The organism is Sanyastnella coralliicola, from assembly GCF_030845195.1.
GTDB lineage: Bacteria > Bacteroidota > Bacteroidia > Flavobacteriales_D > Sanyastnellaceae > Sanyastnella > Sanyastnella coralliicola.
On record NZ_CP132543.1, the window covers coordinates 752,806 to 773,628 of the forward strand.

Genomic DNA, 20,823 nt, shown 5'->3' on the forward strand with positions numbered 1-20,823 from the left:
AAGGTGTATTATTAAGCATATGTTGGTAGGCATTACATTTCCGAAGAAGAACAACCCTTTATCATTGGGTGACGAAGTATACCTGGGTTACAGCAGGGTTCATAAATCGGCTGAGTTCCAGAATTAGTAATTAGTAAAAGGTCCCATATTTGATTAATTAGCGAAGGACTAACCGCTGAACATAAGGTTGATCCGCCATCACCTCCACCATATATACTCCCTTTGGCAACTGGCTTAAATCGAGTACCGTGGTGCTTGAGTTTGACCCTATGTTGAGTTGCTTTGTGTATACTGCTTGTCCAATAGAATTAATGACACGCACTGATTGTGCGCGGGTGCCGTTGTCTAACAACTCGAGGTTGACGTAACCGCTGGATGGGTTTGGGAACAACTTGAATTCAAGGTTCTTAGTTGATTCGGATATGGAGTTGTCGATCTCTTCTATGAAGTTGGCGACGAAGATATCGTCTTCGCTCAACGACAACAATAACTGTTGATCTAGAGACTCACCCCCGAGTAAGTTGTTCTCGCTCCAGTGAGAAAAGGTGTAGCCCTCGTTCGCAATGGCTTCAACATTGACCGGACAACCATCAAAGTAAACCCCTTGCCATGGATAAGCGTCAGGGGTAATGGTACTGATCTTCACCTGGCCTGCGCCGGCAGGGAGGACATCTAGGACTATTTCAACTTGCTGGCCCAAGCCCAAATTACTTTGCAGGTGTTCACGTGCTGTTGGAATACGGTCTTCCATGTAGTTGACCATGAAGTCAATGCTAAACTCCCAACTTGTAACACTCTCAGGTGCCCCCCAACGATCAACGTGATCTGGCATTCCAGGCTGCATTTCTGCTTGCATTTCGTTCGCAATCTCGATGAACGATTCAGGTTGGAAGATTGTATTGATGAGGTCAGCATATCGATTGCTAAATCTGCACCTGAATTCATCGTTGGTGCACATTTTATCGAAGATTTGAGAATTCGGACTGGCAAATAATGGTGTTCGAGCGAATGCCAGGTAGTTGTCATTGATATTCTGACCGAAGTATCCCACGGCACCATCCACATCGTACATCATGTATCTCCACTTTCCGTCTTCAGTGTGAGGACGCCAAGCCTTGACATTGTTCAGACCCCAAGCGATGCCCATCCAATCTACGTTTTGAATGAGCGTTTGAACAGCAAAGTAGTCCATGTAATTGTCCATGTCGAAGTATGAATCGACTAGGGTATAGAATGACTCGCTGTCTGCATCTTCGGCCATAATGGCTAGATATGCCTCCGTGAATTGATCCGTAGTGCCAGCAAGCGCTTCTTCAGAATTGATGGAAGCCAGTCCAGCCGGATTCAACAGATCCAAGGCATCACTGCTTACTGAATGATTGCTCTCAAGATAATGCTCGTCCATTTTCTCTCTTACCTCGTACATCCCCCAATACTCGCCGTTCAGATAAACAATACAAGGTTCCCACGCCATGTTGTCGATGGCTGTATTGTCATTCACGATTCGACTCACCCATCCATCCTGCATCTTGTCAGACCAGACGTGCTGTCCTCCGTTTCTCAAATTCAGATTATTGAAGTCTTGAACGGAGGGTTTTTGACTGAATAGTGGGTATTCTAGCCGACCAGTGTATGCACTCTTGAAGTCAATACGAAAAGACTTTTGTGGTTCAGCTCTAGACCAACCGCCGTGAATCTCGAGATCGAAATGCTCTTGAGAAACAAGTTCTTTATCCTGGTTGAAGACCTCCATTCTACTGTACTTCGACCAGGGTTGCCAAAAATTGCTTCCGAAGAACGGATAGTCTTGGCTTGCATTCGGACCAGAAACGTAGATTCCTTCATTCCAGTCCCAAAGATTGTCGTGGTCAGTATGGATAGAAAAGACCAATAGGTTATGGTTGTCTTCATTGAAGATGTAGGTTCGATCTACAACTTGACTCGGTAATAAGTTACCATCTCCGAAAGCTCTGACCGTCAGTGTCGCATTCTCGTCAAATTCAAGGATACCATTATAAACCGGATCGTTTTCATTGGGTATATCACCATTGAGCGTGAATCGAACTGTGGCATTTGGTGCCGAAACTCCAGTAGACTGTGTTCCAGAATACCAACCAGATGGCAGGTCAACACTTGGCGGTGGTGTGATGGCGTCATAGCACCAGCTTGGTTCATTCCCTTCGTCGGGTGTCGGTTGATCAAAAAAGCACCAATCCCCCAGACCGTCAGGGTACCTGCCTTGACTAAGTCCAAAAGACAGTAAATCGCTCACTGGGTGTGCGTCCTCTTGCGTGTTGTTTGCGTGTGTAATGATCACGTCTTCACCAGGACTAAGCTTGAAATTAGTGTGATAGTACGCGTTGGTATTAGTAGATGTGCTAAACCACGAAGGTGCGTTTTCATAACCTCCTGCGGATCCTAAAAGTCCTACAGACAAATAAAAGTTAGCCGTCAAGTCAGAAGACCATGGAGTTGAATTGTGCACTTGAATGGCGATGGTATTTACGCCCTCGTTTAGAATGCTTTGAATGTAGTTCGCATCAAGTAAGAATTCTTCATGTTGCCCTCCTTGGTAAACTAGGGCTTCATGCTCTCCATCTGCGTAGGTGTCGAAAGCCGGAGGAGTACCTGATACATTTGAACGAGCAATTTCGACCCCATTCAAATAGGCGACGAACCCGTCGTCGTAGTCGGCATGAAAGGTGAACGCCAACATGTTCTCGAGTTCCACAGCATTAAAATCTCGACGCATGTATAGGGCAGTAGTCTCAGGAATCTCTGTATTGTCGTCTCCGTCGTTGTATCCCAATCCACCAACATTCGAATTCCAATCAGAGGTGTCGAAGCTTACATCAATCCAATTATCTGGAATATCTGCTGTGGCGATCTGCCAGTCCCAAATATTTTCAGCAACCACAAAAGACTCCCAAGTACCCACACTTTCATTCACATCCCATCCAGATGCGCAGATTGTAATGAGTTCACCAGCTCCCAATTCATATTCGGGCATTTGCCATTTGAGTGGGTTCTCCGTTTTATCAGACAAGAAGTAATCAGAGAGTTGGACCGGCTGTGCTCCAGTATTCATGATCTCAATCCAATCATGTTCTTCACCACCGTCTTCAAGTCCCTTATGGGCAGAGAATTCATTGATTCTCAGTTGAGCGTTCGCCGAATGGACGCAGCATAATATTGCGAGCAGAAAAATAAATCTCATAGAAGAGTCCCAAGGTTGCTATAAAGATACGGGTTCCGTTGCTACGCTGTGTAGTAGTAATGCCACAACTCTTGAAGGCTCCTTAGTTCCTCACTCAAACACCACCAACTTCCGCTCGAGCAAACTATACTCAAGAAACTGCCTTCCTGAAATCTTCAAACTGTCACCAATTTCCGCGCTAGCGTCTGGGCCGCAATTTCTAAAGAGGCTCCGTTTGAGCTGAATATCCGTTGTTGTAGAAGACGCTCGAGTGCTCAAACTTGAAGAAACCACATCACATGACGTGCTGATTCCATTGACTTGATATTGACGCTCTAAGTAGGGAAAGACCGTCATTTGTGGCATCCACCAATGGTTGTTGCTTTCTTTTGTCACCTTTAGATCACTGAACATATTAAAGGCACCTGCCGTTTTGAACCCGATGTAAGGACTGAGAGAATTGAGAATCAATAGTCCGATGATTATTCGCTGTGGCCACCGAACGAGTAGTTTTTTCGGATCAAGTTTGACCTTACGCCAGTCCCATATAATCGCCACCACCGAGAGGTAAAGAGATAGTTCCAACAGCGGCATGCGGAGCGTATAGTCAGATTGGGCGATTACGAATACCGTATTCGATAGTAGCCAGAACATCATGATTTTTATCCGGCTATCACTCAAATAATAGGACAGGAAAACCACACCTAATGCGCTGAAGCTAATCACACCCGGATCTCCAGTTAAAGCGAATAGAATGTGCATTATGAGCGCTGTTGCAATTCCCAAGTTCCGCGTTAGCGGGATGAGTAAAAAAATACCAGCACTCAATTCTAACAACACGGTTCCTGATGCCAAGAGAAGGTTAGGCAACTGTATATCCAAACCAAATCGTTGCACGATGGCACTCTCAAGTACATGCGCACTGTAGGCACTTTCGAAAAAGTCGGTATTGCACTTTTGCAGTGCGGCTAAAATGTAAAGAATGGGAAGTGCTATTCGGAAGTGACTCAAACGCAATCTTGGATTGAAATCATTCGTCAACAGCCTAAAGAAAGAAGTAATCAATATGACGACAACAATCAATCCTTCAAACAACAGGTGATTCGGGAGGTACGGACTTTGCCGCCATAACAGAGACAACCAAAGAATCAGTACTAGTCCTTGAAGAGGTCGTTTCACGATATCTGGAAAGCGATCTACAGGGATCACGAACAGCATCAATTGGAGAATCAAAATGGCGAAAACAGTCCACGGAGCTATCTGCCACCATTGAAGGGTCGCAATGTGAAAGACAATTAAACCAAAGTACAGCAAGTACTCTTGATCTTCAATGGGTTTCTTAAACAGAATCACGACTGGAAACTAGTAACTTTTCACGCAATTAGATCGTCTTGACATCAAGCTACGCCACATGAAACAACTTTTATCATCCCTCTTCGCCCTGATCTGTCTGACTACTTGGGCGCAACAAGACTACTTCCAACAAGAAGTTAATTACACCATCGAAGTGACGCTTGACGATGAGAACCACCAGTTGAACGGCTTCATTGAAATGGAGTACATCAACAATTCTCCTGACGCGCTTCCTTTCATTTGGATGCACCTCTGGCCGAACGCCTATGGTGATCGCAATTCCGCGTTAGCGAAACAGCAATACCGCAATGGAGATTTGTACATGTTCTACACCATACAAAAGAACTTGGGAGGGATTGATTCACTTGATTTTAAAGTTAATAACGCTAGCGCGGAATGGAGTTTCCATCCTGAGCACAGAGACATTGCGAAGTTGATGTTACCCACGCCACTGAAAAGCGGTGAGCGTGTGACAATCAGCACTCCCTTTAGAGTGAAAATTCCTAGCGGTGTGATTTCGCGATTAGGACACGTAGGGGAGAGCTACCAAATCACACAGTGGTACCCAAAACCTGCGGTGTACGATAAAGACGGTTGGCACGAAATGCCTTACCTCAATCAAGGAGAATTTTATTCTGAGTATGGTTCATTTGATGTTTCGATCACGCTACCGCGGAATTACGTCTTAGGCGCTACTGGAGATCGCTATGATTCAAAAGCTGAAGAAACGTTCATGGATTCATTAGCTACAGCAACGGCTAAAAGATCAGAATTCCCAAGTGACATGGAATTCCCTCCATCATCCTCAACAATGAAAACGGTCAAGTTCAAGCAAGATCGTGTCCATGATTTTGCTTGGTTTGCAGATAAGCGTTGGCATGTGTTGAAAGGTGAAATTGAGCTTCCGCACTCTGGAAGAAAAGTGACGACTTGGGCCATGTTCACTTCAAGAGAAGCTGATCTATGGCAACGTAGTATCGAGTACTTAAATGACGGTACATATTACTACTCGCTTTGGAATGGCGATTACCCATACAATCATGTAACAGCCGTTGACGGAACAATCTCCGCTGGAGGGGGAATGGAGTACCCAAATATCACAGTCATTGGTGGAAGTGGTTCTGATTTGAGCCTTGAAACGGTGATTGTTCACGAGGTAGGGCACAACTGGTTCTATGGAATCTTAGGAAGCAATGAACGCACCAACGCATGGATGGATGAGGGAATCAACTCGTTCAATGAAACGCGCTACTTCTACACGAAATACGACACTATGAAGTTGGGAAGTACTTGGTTGCCACAGGGAATACGAGAACGCGCAGGCTTTGCGGATGAACCCTATCGCAGACAAGATGAACTCACCTACTTGATCAGTGCGCGATTGCAGCAAGATCAGCCGATGCAGTGTCACAGTGATGAGCTTTCTCAGTTGAATTATGGAGCCATCGTTTACAAGAAGACGGCGGCCACTTTTGAATACCTCAAAAGCTACCTCGGAGAAGATCGCTTTGATCAAGCCATGCAAGCGTACTTCGATACATGGAAATTCAAGCACCCACAACCGGAAGACCTTCAGGCCATTTTGGAGAAAGAGACAGGGGAAGACCTCACTTGGTTCTTCGATGAACTTGTAAAAACCGACGGACTCATAGACTTCAAAGCTGGAAAAGTAAAAGAAGTAGGAGGTAAGCTCGAAGTCACTGTCAAGAACACAGGAGATATTTCCGGACCAGTAGAGGTCACTTCGTTCAAAGACGGAAGACGTGTAGAAACAACCTGGACCAGTTCCGCGCTAGCGAAAGGAGAGAAAGCTACGCTCTCATTAGCCAACACCAACGTAGACAAAGTCATCGTTGATGGAGGAAAAACAGCCCTCGATTACAACCGTAAGAACAACAACTCACGAACCAGCGGAATCTTGAGGAAAGTAGATCCGCCGAGCTTGAAGTTCTTTACGCGCTATGAAGATCCAGAGCGTACCCAGATCTTCTGGACACCAGCAGTTGCATGGAATAACATGAACAAATGGATGCTCGGACTGCATTTTCACAACACAAGTATTCTCCCGAAAGACTTTGAATTCGCACTCACACCCATGTACAGTATCAGCACAGGAACCCTCACTGGTTTCGGACGATTGAGCTACTACAAAGGTCCGTGGGAAATTGAGCTCAACACCAAGACCTTTCGTGAAAATGATGGGTTCTGGGGGTACAACTCTGATTACGTCCGTTCAAACTTCAACATCAACTACACATTCGACAAAGAAGTCAATTCAGGCTTGAGTTCGAAGCTAACGCTCGGCGTAGGCCATTACCGTGTATTCAGAGAGTATGACAACACGATTTTATTTGGCGACGATATCACTACTCCTGAATTGCTGTGGCCAGAATTCGAACGTTTTCTTCCTGAGTTGAACTACCACATTGATCTTGATCAGAAGCGTGTATCACATGACCTTGACGTCAACGTAAAAGCATTGTTCGAAGAGGAATTATCTAGCCCAATGGCCTCGTTGCGCTATGAGGGAGCCTTCAAATACAACCGCAAAGGCAAGAAGATTAAATGGATGGTATTCGCCGCCGCAAGAGATGCAGGTGTCAATGGTCTTTACCCACTCACCCTAGCTGGTGTTGGACCAGGACAAGACATCTTCGCTGATCACCTATTCCTTGACCGTGACCGTTTCAAATGGCCAGACAACGATAATTATTTCAAGACGCTCTTGTCTCGCCAAATCACAGATACCCAAGGAGGAATGTTCCTTCTACAAGAGTATGCCTTGAACGATTGGGCAGCCTCAGCAAGAGTAGAATACCAACTCCCAATCGGCTTCCCAGTTTCCATCTGGGCCGCGGGAGGAGCATACGATAACCTCTTCCTAGGAACGGAATACGCCTACAGCGCAGGAGTCTCACTCGAACTCATCCAAGATGTCTTCGAGATCCACGTACCCCTCGCAGGAAACCGCATGTACACGCTTCAAAACACAGGTCCTCTCGATTACCTAACCTTCGAGTTGAATCTTGCGGCGCTTTCACCACAAAAGCTACTAAGAAACCTGAATTTCTAGGAAAGAGTCTAGAGACTCTCAATCTATAAACGATAATCTATAATCAATAACGAATGTTCTCTGTATTTACCTGATAATCAGGGTCAAGAGCCAATGGCTCTCGATGCGGCATTAGCTATTGGACTACCTGAAACACCCCAAACAGTTATAGTTTATAGATTATCGTTTATCGATTCATCTACCATGAACTAAAGACTCGGGTATCATTAGTAGACCGTGGACTGTGGACCGTGGACAGAATGACTCAACTTAAACGTTATAGTTTATAGATTATCGTTTATCGATTCGTCCCTACTCTGTCAGGATGAGAATACCCTAAATGCGGTATGTCGTGAACCGCTATCGCTTCCGAACTTTGCCGCATGGCAAATCCGTCGTGTAAGACAGTTAGTGGCTCGTGTGCTTGCTTTGACTTTGATGAGGTACGCTCTTTCGACAAGAAGAAGAAGTGCTGTAAGAAGTATAAAAAGGCAAAGGGGAACCGCTGTAAGAAATGTCCAGGACGTATCTAGTCTGGACCGCCCAATGAAATGAACTTTATGAATGTCATCACCTAGGTCGATGGCATTTTCTATTTTCGCCTTCTGAACTGGCCTCGTAGTACAATGGATAGTACGTGGGTCTCCGGAACCCAAGATCCAGGTTCGATTCCCGGCGGGGCTACAGAAAAAAACAGGCGATGATTCATTTCATCGCCTGTGTTATTTTAATTGTGGTACGTCTTATTCACAAGTAGTACCTAACCTCGAAATGAAATCGAGAACGTCGATTGTATCTACGGAACCGTCAGAATTGAGGTCTGAGATATATTCTCCAGTTCTACCGTATTCTGATAAAAGGATAAGGAAGTCGCCATTATCTACGACGCCGTTTCCTCCCATATCTCCTAGACAAGGAGAAACTCCTGCAACAAGACCATCAGGATTATTTCCTGAGTAGATAATAGTCGTCGATTCACTTACGCTATTTCCTGCGCAATCCGTGGCAGTCCAAGTCCATGTTGCACTAGGTGAATCACAGCATAGATGCTCGAAAGCGAAGTCGCCACTTCCGTCTAGGTCTCCATTAAAGCCAGTAGATGAATCAATGAAAATTCCTTCATAGTCAAACCACCCGCCTGACCCGTAGTTCTCGTTTACGTTGTTGGCCGCAATACCTACTTGATACCCATAGTATCCGCCAGAAGGTGCATGGGATAGATTAAAGTACGATCCTTCAAAGTCTCCCCATCCTTCCATATATGAGGCGTCAGAGATGAGGTAGTAAATCCAATTCAAGTACTCATCACCGGCGAGGTTGAAGTCGTCTTTGTAATTGGTTGGGAAATCTTGGTTAGACCAGGCATCCCAGTCTAAACCGTTGTATAAATCTACGGTGGCGTTCCACCCACCATTCGGGTTGTCAACTGATACGAATGAAGCTTCAATGGATGCGGTGCCATCTCCATTGTCAATCCATGAGCCTGAAACCAAATGATAAAACTCATAACCTGGTGCAAAATCAGGAAGAATTAACGCCCAATCTTCATCGTAGTATTCGTTCAGAGGAAGAACGAGCGTGCATGCGTCGCCGTCTACTTCGTTAATTTCTTCAGAGAAGACCACTTCTACATTAGGGTCACATGAATCTATGACGTCGACCATTGGCGGCTCAGGAAGCGGGTCACCACAATTCAAGGTGATATTGTCAGGTACTCCAATGAGCTCAGGGGAAGTGTAGTCTTCTATCGTAATAGTGAAAGATGCGTTGGCTTCATTCCCACAATCATCTGTGGCTACAACGGTGTATTCGATGGTACCTGTTGAAGGACAATCACCAGGAATAAATACATCTTCAACGGTTAGGGATACACCAGAACAATTATCACTAGCTGAGATATTGAATTCAGGTAGAAGATCATCACATTCAATGGTCAAATCTTCAGGAAGCCCTTCAATGGTAGGTGCTTCATCGTCTGTGACTTGAATGGTGGTCTCACATGTGGACTCGTTTCCGCAAACGTCTGTTGCGGTCCAGGTGTAGATAAACGTAGTTGTACATCCTTCAGAAATTTCTTCTACGATTTCAATGACATCAAAAGAAGAATCGTCGGAGAAAACTGGAGCGCTAACACTCCATTCATCTGCACAGCTGTATTGAGCGTCTTCAGGACATTCTTCTACTACAGGCGGGATTTCATCGATACATCCTTCATCACAAAGTAAAAAGCCGTTGTTACCGTCTCCATCAACATTGCTTTCGTTGATGTCGGCAAGTGTAGATGAAATCTGAGATGCAGAGTAATTATCATTGCAACCTCCGAAAACGTCATTTGCGAGTGAAAGGAATTCACCGACAGTCCATCCTTCAAAATTACCCGAACCAATGATAGCGTCGGCTAAGAATGTATTACTTTCTCCAAAGTCAGGATCGTTATTGTCGAAACCGACACTTAGAGTCAATGCCACAATATGACCAGAAAAAACATTCCCAATACACCCGGGATCTTCATACGATTCGTCGAGTGGGGTGGGTTGACCTCCGCATGGTAGGTAGTCTTCGACCGCTTGCGCAGAAGTTAAGACGAGCTGATTTTCTTCGCATCCGACAGTTAGGCCCTCTGGAAATGCACTCTCAAAGTTTGCATCACGATAGACACCGGGGTTGTTTCCATTAGCTGGAGCGCCCCATCCACCGGGAGTTTGAGTACGCAGCTGACAGTCATCAGAAGCGAATGTGATTAGGGGTAATAATAGGATTCCTAATCCTACTAATTTGATAGGGTTGAGCATAGATGTTTAGCTAAAGGGTTCAGATTCAAAGATAAATATCGTGATTTTTTCGATATATTTGCATGAGCCCTTGGCATAGCTTGTTATCTAAACTTAACCGAAATTACTATGAGGTCACTACTCATGACGCTCGTGTGCGCATTCTTTTTTGCGGCATTTTCGAGCGAACTCTCTGCCCAATGTGAAGGACCATGCACGTCTATTCGTTGGGAACAAGGTGCATCATGGAATCCAGATGGAACCATTGATGACGCGCCTAACTCAGGTCCAATAAACGGTATTATTCGATGTGGTTCATCTGCTGAGACTCAGTCGCAAATTATGCCGACTGACACCTATGATCCAAATGACTTTGATGTTGATATTAGCGGTTTCGCGTGTGTGGAACCTAGCTCTGGAAACACCGTATTTCCAGCTAATCCAGCTTCCGGTCAACCGATTATATGGCTCAACTTCGATGTTCGAGCTTTAGCGGGAACTTTCCAAGTGCAGATTAATGACAACTCCGGTGACAACATCGCCTGGGCGCTTTATTACTCTAACGTTCGAACTACAGGAGTAACGGAGAATCCATCAACAGGTGAATTTCTAAGTGGAGACTTCAACGATTTGCAACTTGCAGCTTGTGGAGTCGAAAGTTCAAATACGTGGAATACGATCCCTGTTCCGAACTTCATTGAAGTAACAAACTACTACCTCGTAGTATGGGATCAAGATGCCGATGGTGACCTAGCCATCAATAACTTCAAGGCTCGCTTTGGTTGTGGTGACGCTGATGTACTGCTGTGTAATATCGATTACGAGGGCATTGATGTGAACTGTAACGGCGATGGAACATACACTGTGGATGTACATGTAGTGGGAATCAACGGCGAATACCGAGCGGTAGATTCGAATGCCATTGATAATCCGTCAGAATCGGTTTGTTTGACCAATAGCGGGGAAGCAAACCCAGTCACCGAAGCCACATTGAGTCTGACCTATAATGATGGCCAGATGTATAGCATCACGGTGGCTGAAGTTACACCGAGTTCAATTGCGGGTTGTGCAGAGCCCTTGAATACGGACGACTGCATGATTACTGGGATTTCTGGTCCATCACCTGTCTGCTGTGATCTAGTGATTGAATGTCCGAATGGAATGAACTCGCTTCAATGCGCAGCAAATATTCCAGTGGCAGACCCTTCAGATATAAACGTGATTAGTTCTTGTAACGCTCCTGTAATCACCATTTCAGAAATCGATAATGGTGGGACTGGCTGCGCAGGGGATAAGTATACTCTTACCCGAACCTACACCGTAGACGATGGAGTTTTCATAGAGGAGTGCATCGTAATATTCGAAGTAGAAGATACTGAAGCACCAATAATTTCATGCCCTAGTGGTGGGTCCTATGAGTGTTTGTCAGACATTCCTTTGGTTGATTTAAGCTCAATCATGGCGATTGATAACTGTTCAACTCCTGATATTACACTTGAATCCGAAAGTATTTCAGGAGATGATTGCTCAGGAGTTCTTACCAGAGTATTCCGTGCAACAGATGATTGTGGCAACTTCTCTGAATGCACCCAAGAACACTTCTATGGCGACACTACAGATCCTGTAGCTCAGTTCTCAGCACCAGATGTAACCATTGAGTGTGATGAAGACGAGCCAGTAGTTGATCCAATCTTTACGGACAACTGTGATGATGACCTGGAGATTACAGCGATCTCGGGAATCGTTCCACTAGCCTGTGGTTATGAAATCCAGCGTTCATGGACAGCAACAGATGATTGCGGCAATTCAACAACGGTATCGCAGACCATTACTGTTCTGGATACAACAGATCCTGTAGCTCAGTTCACAGCACCAGATGTAACCATTGAGTGTAATGAAGACGAACCAGTAGTTGATCCAGTCTTCTCAGACAACTGTGATAATGATCTTGAGATCACAGCGATCTCGGGTATCGTTCCGCTAGCCTGTGGTTATGAAATCCAGCGTTCATGGACAGCCACTGATGATTGCGGAAACTCAACAACGGTATCGCAGACCATTACTGTTCTAGATACAACAGATCCTGTAGCTCAATTCTCAGCACCAGATGTAACCATCGAGTGTGATGAAGATGAGCCAGCAGTTGATCCAGTCTTTACAGACAACTGTGATGATGATCTTGAGATCACAGCGATCTCGGGTATCGTTCCATTGGCATGTGGTTATGAAATCCAGCGTTCATGGACAGCAACAGATGATTGCGGGAACTCAACAACGGTGTCGCAGACCATTACTGTTCTGGATACAACAGATCCAGTAGCTCAGTTCTCAGCACCAGATGTAACCATTGAGTGTGATGAAGATGAGCCAGTTGTAGATCCAGTCTTTACAGACAACTGTGATGATGACCTGGAGATCACAGCTATCTCGGGTATCGTTCCGTTGGCATGTGGTTATGAAATCCAACGATCATGGACAGCGACAGATGACTGCGGCAATTCAACAACGGTATCGCAGACCATTACTGTTCTGGATACAACCGATCCTGTAGCTCAGTTCTCAGCACCAGACGTAACCATTGAGTGTGATGAAGATGAGCCAGTAGTTGATCCAATCTTTACGGACAACTGTGATGATGACCTGGAGATTACAGCGATCTCGGGTATCGTTCCATTGGCATGTGGTTATGAAATCCAACGATCATGGACAGCGACAGATGATTGCGGGAACTCAACAACGGTGTCGCAGACCATTACTGTTCTGGATACAACAGATCCAGTAGCTCAGTTCTCAGCACCAGATGTAACCATTGAGTGTGATGAAGACGAGCCAGTAGTTGATCCAATCTTTACGGACAACTGTGATGATGACCTGGAGATCACAGCTGTCTCGGGTATCGTTCCGCTAGCCTGTGGTTATGAAATCCAGCGTTCATGGACAGCCACTGATGACTGCGGCAATTCAACAACAGTATCGCAGACAATCACGGTGCTGGATACAACAGATCCAGTAGCTCAGTTCTCAGCACCAGATGTAACCATCGAGTGTGATGAAGATGAGCCAGCAGTTGATCCAGTCTTTACAGACAACTGTGATGATGATCTTGAGATCACAGCGATCTCGGGTATCGTTCCATTGGCATGTGGTTATGAAATCCAGCGTTCATGGACAGCAACAGATGATTGCGGGAACTCAACAACAGTGTCACAGACCATTACTGTTCTGGATACAACAGATCCAGTAGCTCAGTTCTCAGCACCAGATGTAACCATCGAGTGCGACGAAGACGAGCCGGTAGTTGATCCAGTCTTTACAGACAACTGTGATGATGATCTTGAGATCACAGCGATCTCGGGTATCGTTCCATTGGCATGTGGTTATGAAATCCAGCGTTCATGGACAGCGACAGATGATTGCGGGAACTCAACAACGGTGTCGCAGACCATTACTGTTCTGGATACAACAGATCCAGTAGCTCAGTTCTCAGCACCAGATGTAACCATTGAGTGTGATGAAGACGAGCCAGTAGTTGATCCAATCTTTACAGACAACTGTGATAATGACCTCGAGATCACAGCGATCTCGGGTATCGTTCCGCTAGCCTGTGGTTATGAAATCCAGCGTTCATGGACAGCAACCGATGACTGCGGAAATTCAACAACAGTGTCGCAAACGGTTACGGTGCTAGACACTACACCGCCATCAATTACATGTCCGAACAACGCTCACTACGACTGCTACGATGACATTCCTGATGCCGACATATTCTTGATATTCTCAACTGACAATTGTTCAACGCCATTGATTTCATGGTTGGGTGATCAACAAGTAGGAGATGATTGTTCTGGAACAATCTTCCGTACCTATCAGGCAGAAGATGATTGTGGAAACGCCTCTACATGCGTTCAAGAAATCACATACGGTGATGACGAAGCGCCAGTGTTGAGTGCTTATCCAGGAGACGATGAAGTGTCTTGTTTGGAGACTCCGGAACCAGCTATGATGCTCACAGCCACGGATAACTGTGATGATGATGTTGCCGTCATCTTCAATGAAGTTTACGATGACTCTGATTGTCCTCAACGCTACATTCGTACTTGGACAGCGACCGATGATTGCGGAAATGTAGAATCACACACACAAATCATTTACGTGATTGATACAACACCTCCTGTGATTGACCCATTCCCAATTTCTGTATTCGTAGAATGCGATGAGGTAGATGACCTGATGGTAACGGCTACAGATGATTGTAATGAAGTAACCATCACCTACGAAGATGTGCTCTTCTCGGGCGGTTGTCTAGGTGTACTTGCAAGAACTTGGATTGCGACTGACGCCTGCGGAAACGTGAGTACAGCTGAACAGTATATCACGGTGACTGATACAACAGCGCCAGAAATTATTGGAGTTGGTGAGGGTATGGACATTGACTGTTCAGAGCCAATTCCAGCAATCCCAATGGTAGAGGCTATCGATAATTGTGGTCAGGAGGTAGAACTTCTGTTCTACGAAGAAATCATTGATGGAGATTGTCCTTCTGATTATCAGATTCGTTGGACTTGGGTGGCCATTGACTACTGTGGTAATGAAAGTGTTGCCATCAAAACCATCTCAATTTCAGATACAACGGCACCAGTCTTCGAAGAAGCACCAGAAGACATCACCATCAATTGTAATGAAGACATTCCAGCTCAAGGCGAGGTGATCGTAAGTGATGATTGCAGTGATTTCGGTGTCACTTTCAATGAAACTTCAGCTGCTGGAGATTGCCCACAAGAATCAACGATTACACGTACATGGACAGCTACTGACGCATGTGGAAATAGTTCACAGCACGTTCAAGTGATTCACGTGGTAGATGAAGAAGCACCAGAATTCACATTTGTCCCTGCCGACCTAACAATCCAATGTGACGAAGCGCTTCCAACAGAGATACCAGAGGCCATGGATAATTGCGCAATGGTGACCATCTCAGAGGAGCAAGAGATCATCCCGACTGACTGTGATTCAGAGTACACATTGTTCCGCACTTTCACTGCCGAAGATGAGTGTGGTAATTCTAGCCAAGCTCAGCAAGTGGTAACTGTGGTTGATGAAAGTGCCCCAGTGTTAAGTGACCTACCAGCAGACCAAGTGATCGATTGCAACGACGAAGTACCTGCACCTCCTGTGCTCACTGCTTCTGATAATTGCGATGGAGAGGTTGAAGTAATCTTCACGGAAACACTCGTTGGAGATCTTCCTGCGGAAGGAAGTGTTGCCGACTGCTTGGCAATGACACCAGCAGCGTACGAGAATGGTGAAACATGTGCAGGAACAGAAACATGGAGTGTAGTGCTCTTTGATTTCAACGGCATGGGTACGCAGTACTACAGCACAATTGAAGCGAACTGGGTAGAGTACCCTGATGGTTCAGCTACCTTGTCTGGTTCAGTTTACTGCAATGACAACGAAGACGCTGGTTGGAATATCGATGTAGCATTCGATCCAGGAATGGATTGGGACGCATGGTCAAACCAAGACTTCCCAACAAGCTTCAAGGATGATTGCGATATCAGCAACGGCAACCATGTTGACTGGATGTACTACATCATGCAAGCAGGTGGAACACTAACCGGGTGGGGTGATTATGACGGAGCTCTACTTGAACTGACACACGCACCAGAGAACTACTACTACGGATACCAGGTAGGAGTGGCTGCAAACAATGTCAACGCGAACTACGGATCAGGAGGTTGGTTCACTTACGAAGGTGAAATCAACGGAAACGATGTCATGGGAGGTGGAGACTTCGCCTTTGATCATGATTGTTGTCCACGTTACGAAGTGGTTTGGACTTGGGAAGCGGAAGACTGTGTTGGAAACCTAGTGTCGCATACGTCGACGGTAAGTTTCGAAGGAGACGGTATTCCTGCTCCAGCAATCGGACCGAACACTTGTCCAGCTGACTTTAATAACGATGGATTCATCGGAGCGCCAGACTTGCTCATGTTCCTAGCAGATTACGGATGTGAAAATAACTGCGGATGCGACCTCAATGGTGATGGACGTGTCGACACCCAGGACATGCTTTATTTCCTTTCAGCGTTCAACACAAGCTGCAACTAATATTACTCTTTTATGCTGTAAAAGCCGGGCCAGAAATGGTCCGGCTTTTTTCATTTCCATCATTCCAAACAGGGCTGTAGGATACACAGCCTCAGAAGAAAGAAAGCTCGTTCCTCATACTTTTTCCGTATCTTTAGGGGAACCAATAATGCTTTTATGAGAGCCTTGACCATGAGCGCTCCAGCACCAAATTTGCTGCGAGCACGTCGGATCATTTTGACCGTTTCATTCTTCTTTGCTGCGATCTTCTTTACAATCACAGCGTTTTCTCAATCATTTACTGATGCTTCTGCAAACCTCCCTTCTAACTACAATAGTGGTGGAACTGTAGGTGTAACTGATATGAATAACGATGGTCTAGATGACATCGTAACACTCGATCAAGCAGATCACTTGAAGATTCTCTACCAAACAGCAGGTGGCTGGGTAGAAGAAGATTACGGTGTGGTTTCAGGTAACAACCAATGGGGTTTTGCGGTTGGAGATTTGAATAACGATGGTCACAATGACGTGATTAGCGGTGGAGCTTATGACGGAGTTCACTTCGTTTCAATTGACGCTCAAGGTATTTCGACAATGTCGAACCTAGCGAATGGTTCAATGTTTATGCAAGATTGTAACATGGCCGACATTGATAATGACGGTTACCTTGATTACTTCGCTTGTCACGATGACGCGGCATCGCGCATTTGGCACAATGATGGTGCTGGAGGGATGGTTCCAAATACAACGCTCATCGACTTTACAGATTACGATTACGGAGGCTACAACAATACTGACCACTCAGGTAACTATGGTTCAGTTTGGTCTGATTTTGATGATGATGGAGACCTTGATCTCTTCATTGCAAAGTGCCGCCAGTTTGTAAATGACCCGAACGATCCACGTCGTATAAACCAGCTTTGGGTGAACGACGGAAATGGAAACTTCACAGAGGAGGCTGCGGCTCGCGGTCTTGTACTGAACGAGCAGTCATGGACAGCAGACTTTGCTGACTATGATAATGACGGAGACATGGACTGTTTGATCACAAATCACAGCACGAATATGATGCTGCTTGAGAATGATGGAACAGGAAACTTCACAGATGTGACAGCTGCTGCTGGTGTATCCACAACAGGATTCTTCCTCCAAGCTAAAATGGCTGACCTTGACAACGACGGATACAACGATATCGTTTACGCTGGTGGAGTGCACCGTTACTACCACAACAATGGTGATGGTACATTCTCTTACATCGCGAACACATTCCCATACGGTGATACCATGCACAGCTTCGGAATCGGAGATTTGAATAACGATGGTTCACTTGACCTTTACTCGTCATACGGAAATGGATACGTTAACCCAGACAATAGCAACGACGACATTCTTTGGTTGAATGATGGTAACAGCAACAACTGGGTAGTATTTGACCTCGAAGGAATCATCTCTAACGCAAACGCTGTTGGAGCGAAGATCAAGATCTATGGAGACTGGGGAGTTCAGGTACGCGAAGTAAGAGCAGGAGAGAGCTACGGTATCGTCAACACTTTCCATGCGCACTTTGGTCTTGGATCTAGTACTTCTATTGATAGCGTAGTAATCGATTGGCCAAGCGGAACACAAACCGTAATCAATGATCCTGCAATCAATACTTACAACAATGTTCTTGAAGCAGAATGTCAGCTAGCAGGAATTACTGTTACTGCAAATGGTGGAACAGGGCTTTGTCCGGGTGAAACAGTTGAACTTACTGCCCCAGCAGGGTACGACGTGTACGACTGGAACAACGGAGAAAGCACTCAGTCAATCATCGTTTCTGCTGCAGGAAATTACAGCGTGAATGTATACGACACTGATGGATGTATCGGTATTTCTAATAGCGTACTCGTTGAAGAGATTACACCGGTGGTTCCAACTATCGCTGCAGATGGAGACTTGACTTTCTGTGAAGGAAGTTCAGTTACACTCACAGCTTCTGAAGGTACGAGCTACAACTGGTCAAACGGAGAAGACACACAATCAATCGTCGTAACTGCCGCTGGTAGCTATTCAGTGGGTGTTGTTGATGTATGTGCATCAGAAACGATGTCTGAAGCCATTGAGGTTTCTACCCTTAATACGCCTGATACGCCAGCTGTGATGGACGTCGATATCCCTGCCCCTGGAACAGCGGACGTTTCATGGATGGGAGACAATGTTCAATGGTATGATGACGAATTTGCAAATGCCCCAATCGCTACAGGAAATGACTTTACTACGCCGGTAGTAAACGATCAGTCAACTTTCTGGGTAGATGATTTCACGCTTCATGGAGGTGCCACTGGAAACGGTGGAAAGCCTGGAATTACAAATGGATCAGGACAGTACCACTTCAATTCGAGCTACTGGCTGGAATTTGATGCGGCTGAAGACATCATCATTGATAACGTAAGAGTATTTGCCAACGGTGCAGGAGACCGCGGTATTGAGGTAATCGATGATCAGGGAACGGTGATTGCTTCAGGAACATTCAACCTTCCTGACGGAGAGTCTGTAGTTACCCTTGATTTCTTCGTTCCTCAAGGAACAGGCTACGGACTGCGTAGCACCAATGCTGATCCACAGCTATGGCGTGATTCAAACACGAATGAGATTCAATATCCATATGATTTGAATGGATTGGCAACAATTACATCAAGCTCAATCGATGGGGCCAACGCATTGAACTTCTACTACTTCTTCTACGATTGGAACGTATCTACGCCAAGCACTGAGTGTACTACAGCTCGCACTAGCTTCACGGTAACGGTAGCTGGAGTTGAAGGTTGTACGAACCCTTCAGCTTGTAACTACGATCCTGAAGCAAATGAAGATGACGGTAGCTGTGAGTTCTTGAGCTGTCAAGGATGTACAGATGCGAATGCATGTAATTACGATGCTACTGCAACTGTAGATAATGGTTCATGTACTTACGCAGTAATGTACTACATGGATGGTGACATGGACGGTTTTGGTGCTGGAGCAGCAACACCATTCTGCGATGATCCAGGGAACGGATGGTCATTGAGTGATCAAGATTGTGATGACTCACTAGATACGGTTTACCCAGGAGCGCCAGGAACAGCAGAGGGAATCGACAACAACTGTAATGGTTCGATTGATCCAACAGAAGAGATTCCTGCAGATTGTCCAGGAGACTTCGATGGAGATGGATTGGTGACCGCAGCTGACCTTTTGGTGATGCTTGGAGACTATGGATGTCTTGCTGACTGTGTTGCAGATCTAGATGGTGACGGGGAAGTAAGTACTTCTGATATCCTAGCCTTCTTCTCAGCCTTTGGTACCATTTGTGACTAAAAACAATAGACCTGAAATTAAAAAGGCCCGCTTCATGCGGGCCTTTTCAATTATATACCGTCTCGTTCTTTTTGCTCTCGTCGTGCCGCTCTGTATTTGCGCATGGCTACTATCTCCATGATTTTGAAGACCAGCCAAACCACGACAGAGAATCCTGCAATTCCAATCAAAAGATTGATGCAGATAGGACAATTCCAGTCAGCCCATAGACTGAAGAGAACAAGGAGACCTAACAATCCTCCGACAACTCCAGCAACAATCAGTGTTTGTCGCTCTACTGTTTGCCTGCGGCGAATTTTACGTTGACTGCTGTTTCGCAGTGAACGCACTTTTTCTGCCAAAGGGTCACGACGACGTTTCCGTCGTTTCTTTTTTCGAGGGCGGTCAGACTTAGGCTCTTCGTTAGATGTCAGTTCGTTTTCGTCAGGCACAACGATGTATTGGTAACACCAAAGTAAGAACTTTCGAAAAATAGAGGTAGCGCTTAACCCAAAGTTTCGATGACCTGGAGGGCCTCGGCTACATGCTTTTCGGCTTGAGTTTGACTGTTGAAGATGTGAACGATCTTGCCGTGCTTGTCAATGATGTATGTGACTCGACCAGGGATCAGTCCTAGCAGATTAGTTGGGACTCCAATCGCTTTGCGAAGAGTGTTCCCTTTGTCAGAAAGCAGAGAAAAAGGCAATCGGTACTTTTCAATGAACTTTCGATGGCTCTTTGGAGAATCTCCGCTTACCCCGTAAACAGTGACTCCAGCATCTGTGAACGAAGCATATGAATCTCTGAACGAACAGGCTTCTTTTGTACATCCCGGAGTGTCATCTTTCGGGTAGAAGTACAATACCATTGGTCCGGTCATGTGTGATGGACCGAGCTTTACAACGGCGTCATTTTCATCTTTTACTTCTACGCTTGGTAGAGTATCGCCAACCTTTAGTGCCATGGGTCAATTTTAGGGTTAAACCATCAAAGTGCAAGATAGTTCTCATACCTCCTCAGATGAAGTCTACGGTTTGCAT

At 45.6% G+C, this 20,823-nt stretch carries 8 protein-coding genes and 1 tRNA gene; 4 read left to right on the forward strand and 5 right to left on the reverse strand.

Annotation, left to right across the window (positions count from 1 at the left end; translation table 11 throughout):
• Nucleotides 1-157: 157 nt before the first annotated feature.
• A complete protein-coding gene (locus RA156_RS03300) occupies nucleotides 158-3,217 on the reverse strand; it encodes a CotH kinase family protein (RefSeq protein ID WP_306642751.1) in 3,060 nt (1,019 codons plus the stop codon).
• A 90-nt stretch (nucleotides 3,218-3,307) separates the two neighbouring features.
• On the reverse strand, nucleotides 3,308-4,549 hold the full coding sequence (locus RA156_RS03305) for an HTTM domain-containing protein (protein ID WP_306642753.1): 1,242 nt from the start codon (nucleotides 4,547-4,549) through the stop codon (nucleotides 3,308-3,310).
• Between the two features lie 58 nt (nucleotides 4,550-4,607).
• On the opposite strand from RA156_RS03305, the gene RA156_RS03310 reads away from it, so the two are divergent.
• Both RA156_RS03310 and RA156_RS03315 read left to right on the forward strand, forming a co-directional pair.
• Nucleotides 4,608-7,622, forward strand: a complete 3,015-nt coding sequence (locus tag RA156_RS03310; protein WP_306642754.1) for a M1 family metallopeptidase — start codon at nucleotides 4,608-4,610, stop codon at nucleotides 7,620-7,622.
• 591 nt (nucleotides 7,623-8,213) lie between these two features.
• Nucleotides 8,214-8,285, forward strand: a tRNA-Arg gene (locus tag RA156_RS03315).
• Between the two features lie 59 nt (nucleotides 8,286-8,344).
• On the opposite strand, the gene RA156_RS03320 is transcribed toward RA156_RS03315, so the two are convergent.
• Nucleotides 8,345-10,393 (reverse strand): SP85-like N-terminal domain-containing protein, encoded by a 2,049-nt coding sequence (locus tag RA156_RS03320; RefSeq protein WP_306642755.1) that lies wholly within the window; start codon nucleotides 10,391-10,393, stop codon nucleotides 8,345-8,347.
• Nucleotides 10,394-10,501: 108 nt separating this feature from the next.
• Between RA156_RS03320 and RA156_RS03325 the strand changes: the two genes are divergently transcribed.
• Together RA156_RS03325 and RA156_RS03330 are read left to right on the forward strand one after the other, a co-directional pair.
• Entirely contained in the window at nucleotides 10,502-16,483 is a 5,982-nt protein-coding gene (locus tag RA156_RS03325; protein ID WP_306642756.1) for an HYR-like domain-containing protein, read from the forward strand.
• Nucleotides 16,484-16,639: 156 nt separating this feature from the next.
• Nucleotides 16,640-19,804 carry an FG-GAP-like repeat-containing protein gene (locus RA156_RS03330; protein ID WP_306642757.1) on the forward strand — a complete coding sequence of 1,055 codons (3,165 nt, stop codon included), beginning with the start codon at nucleotides 16,640-16,642 and terminating at the stop codon, nucleotides 19,802-19,804.
• 50 nt (nucleotides 19,805-19,854) lie between these two features.
• On the opposite strand, the gene RA156_RS03335 is transcribed toward RA156_RS03330, so the two are convergent.
• Complete coding sequence (locus RA156_RS03335; protein WP_306642758.1) at nucleotides 19,855-20,235, reverse strand: hypothetical protein; 381 nt, start codon at nucleotides 20,233-20,235, stop codon at nucleotides 19,855-19,857.
• A gap of 53 nt (nucleotides 20,236-20,288) precedes the next feature.
• Nucleotides 20,289-20,747 (reverse strand): peroxiredoxin, encoded by a 459-nt coding sequence (locus RA156_RS03340; RefSeq protein ID WP_306642759.1) that lies wholly within the window; start codon nucleotides 20,745-20,747, stop codon nucleotides 20,289-20,291.
• Nucleotides 20,748-20,823: the final 76 nt, after the last annotated feature.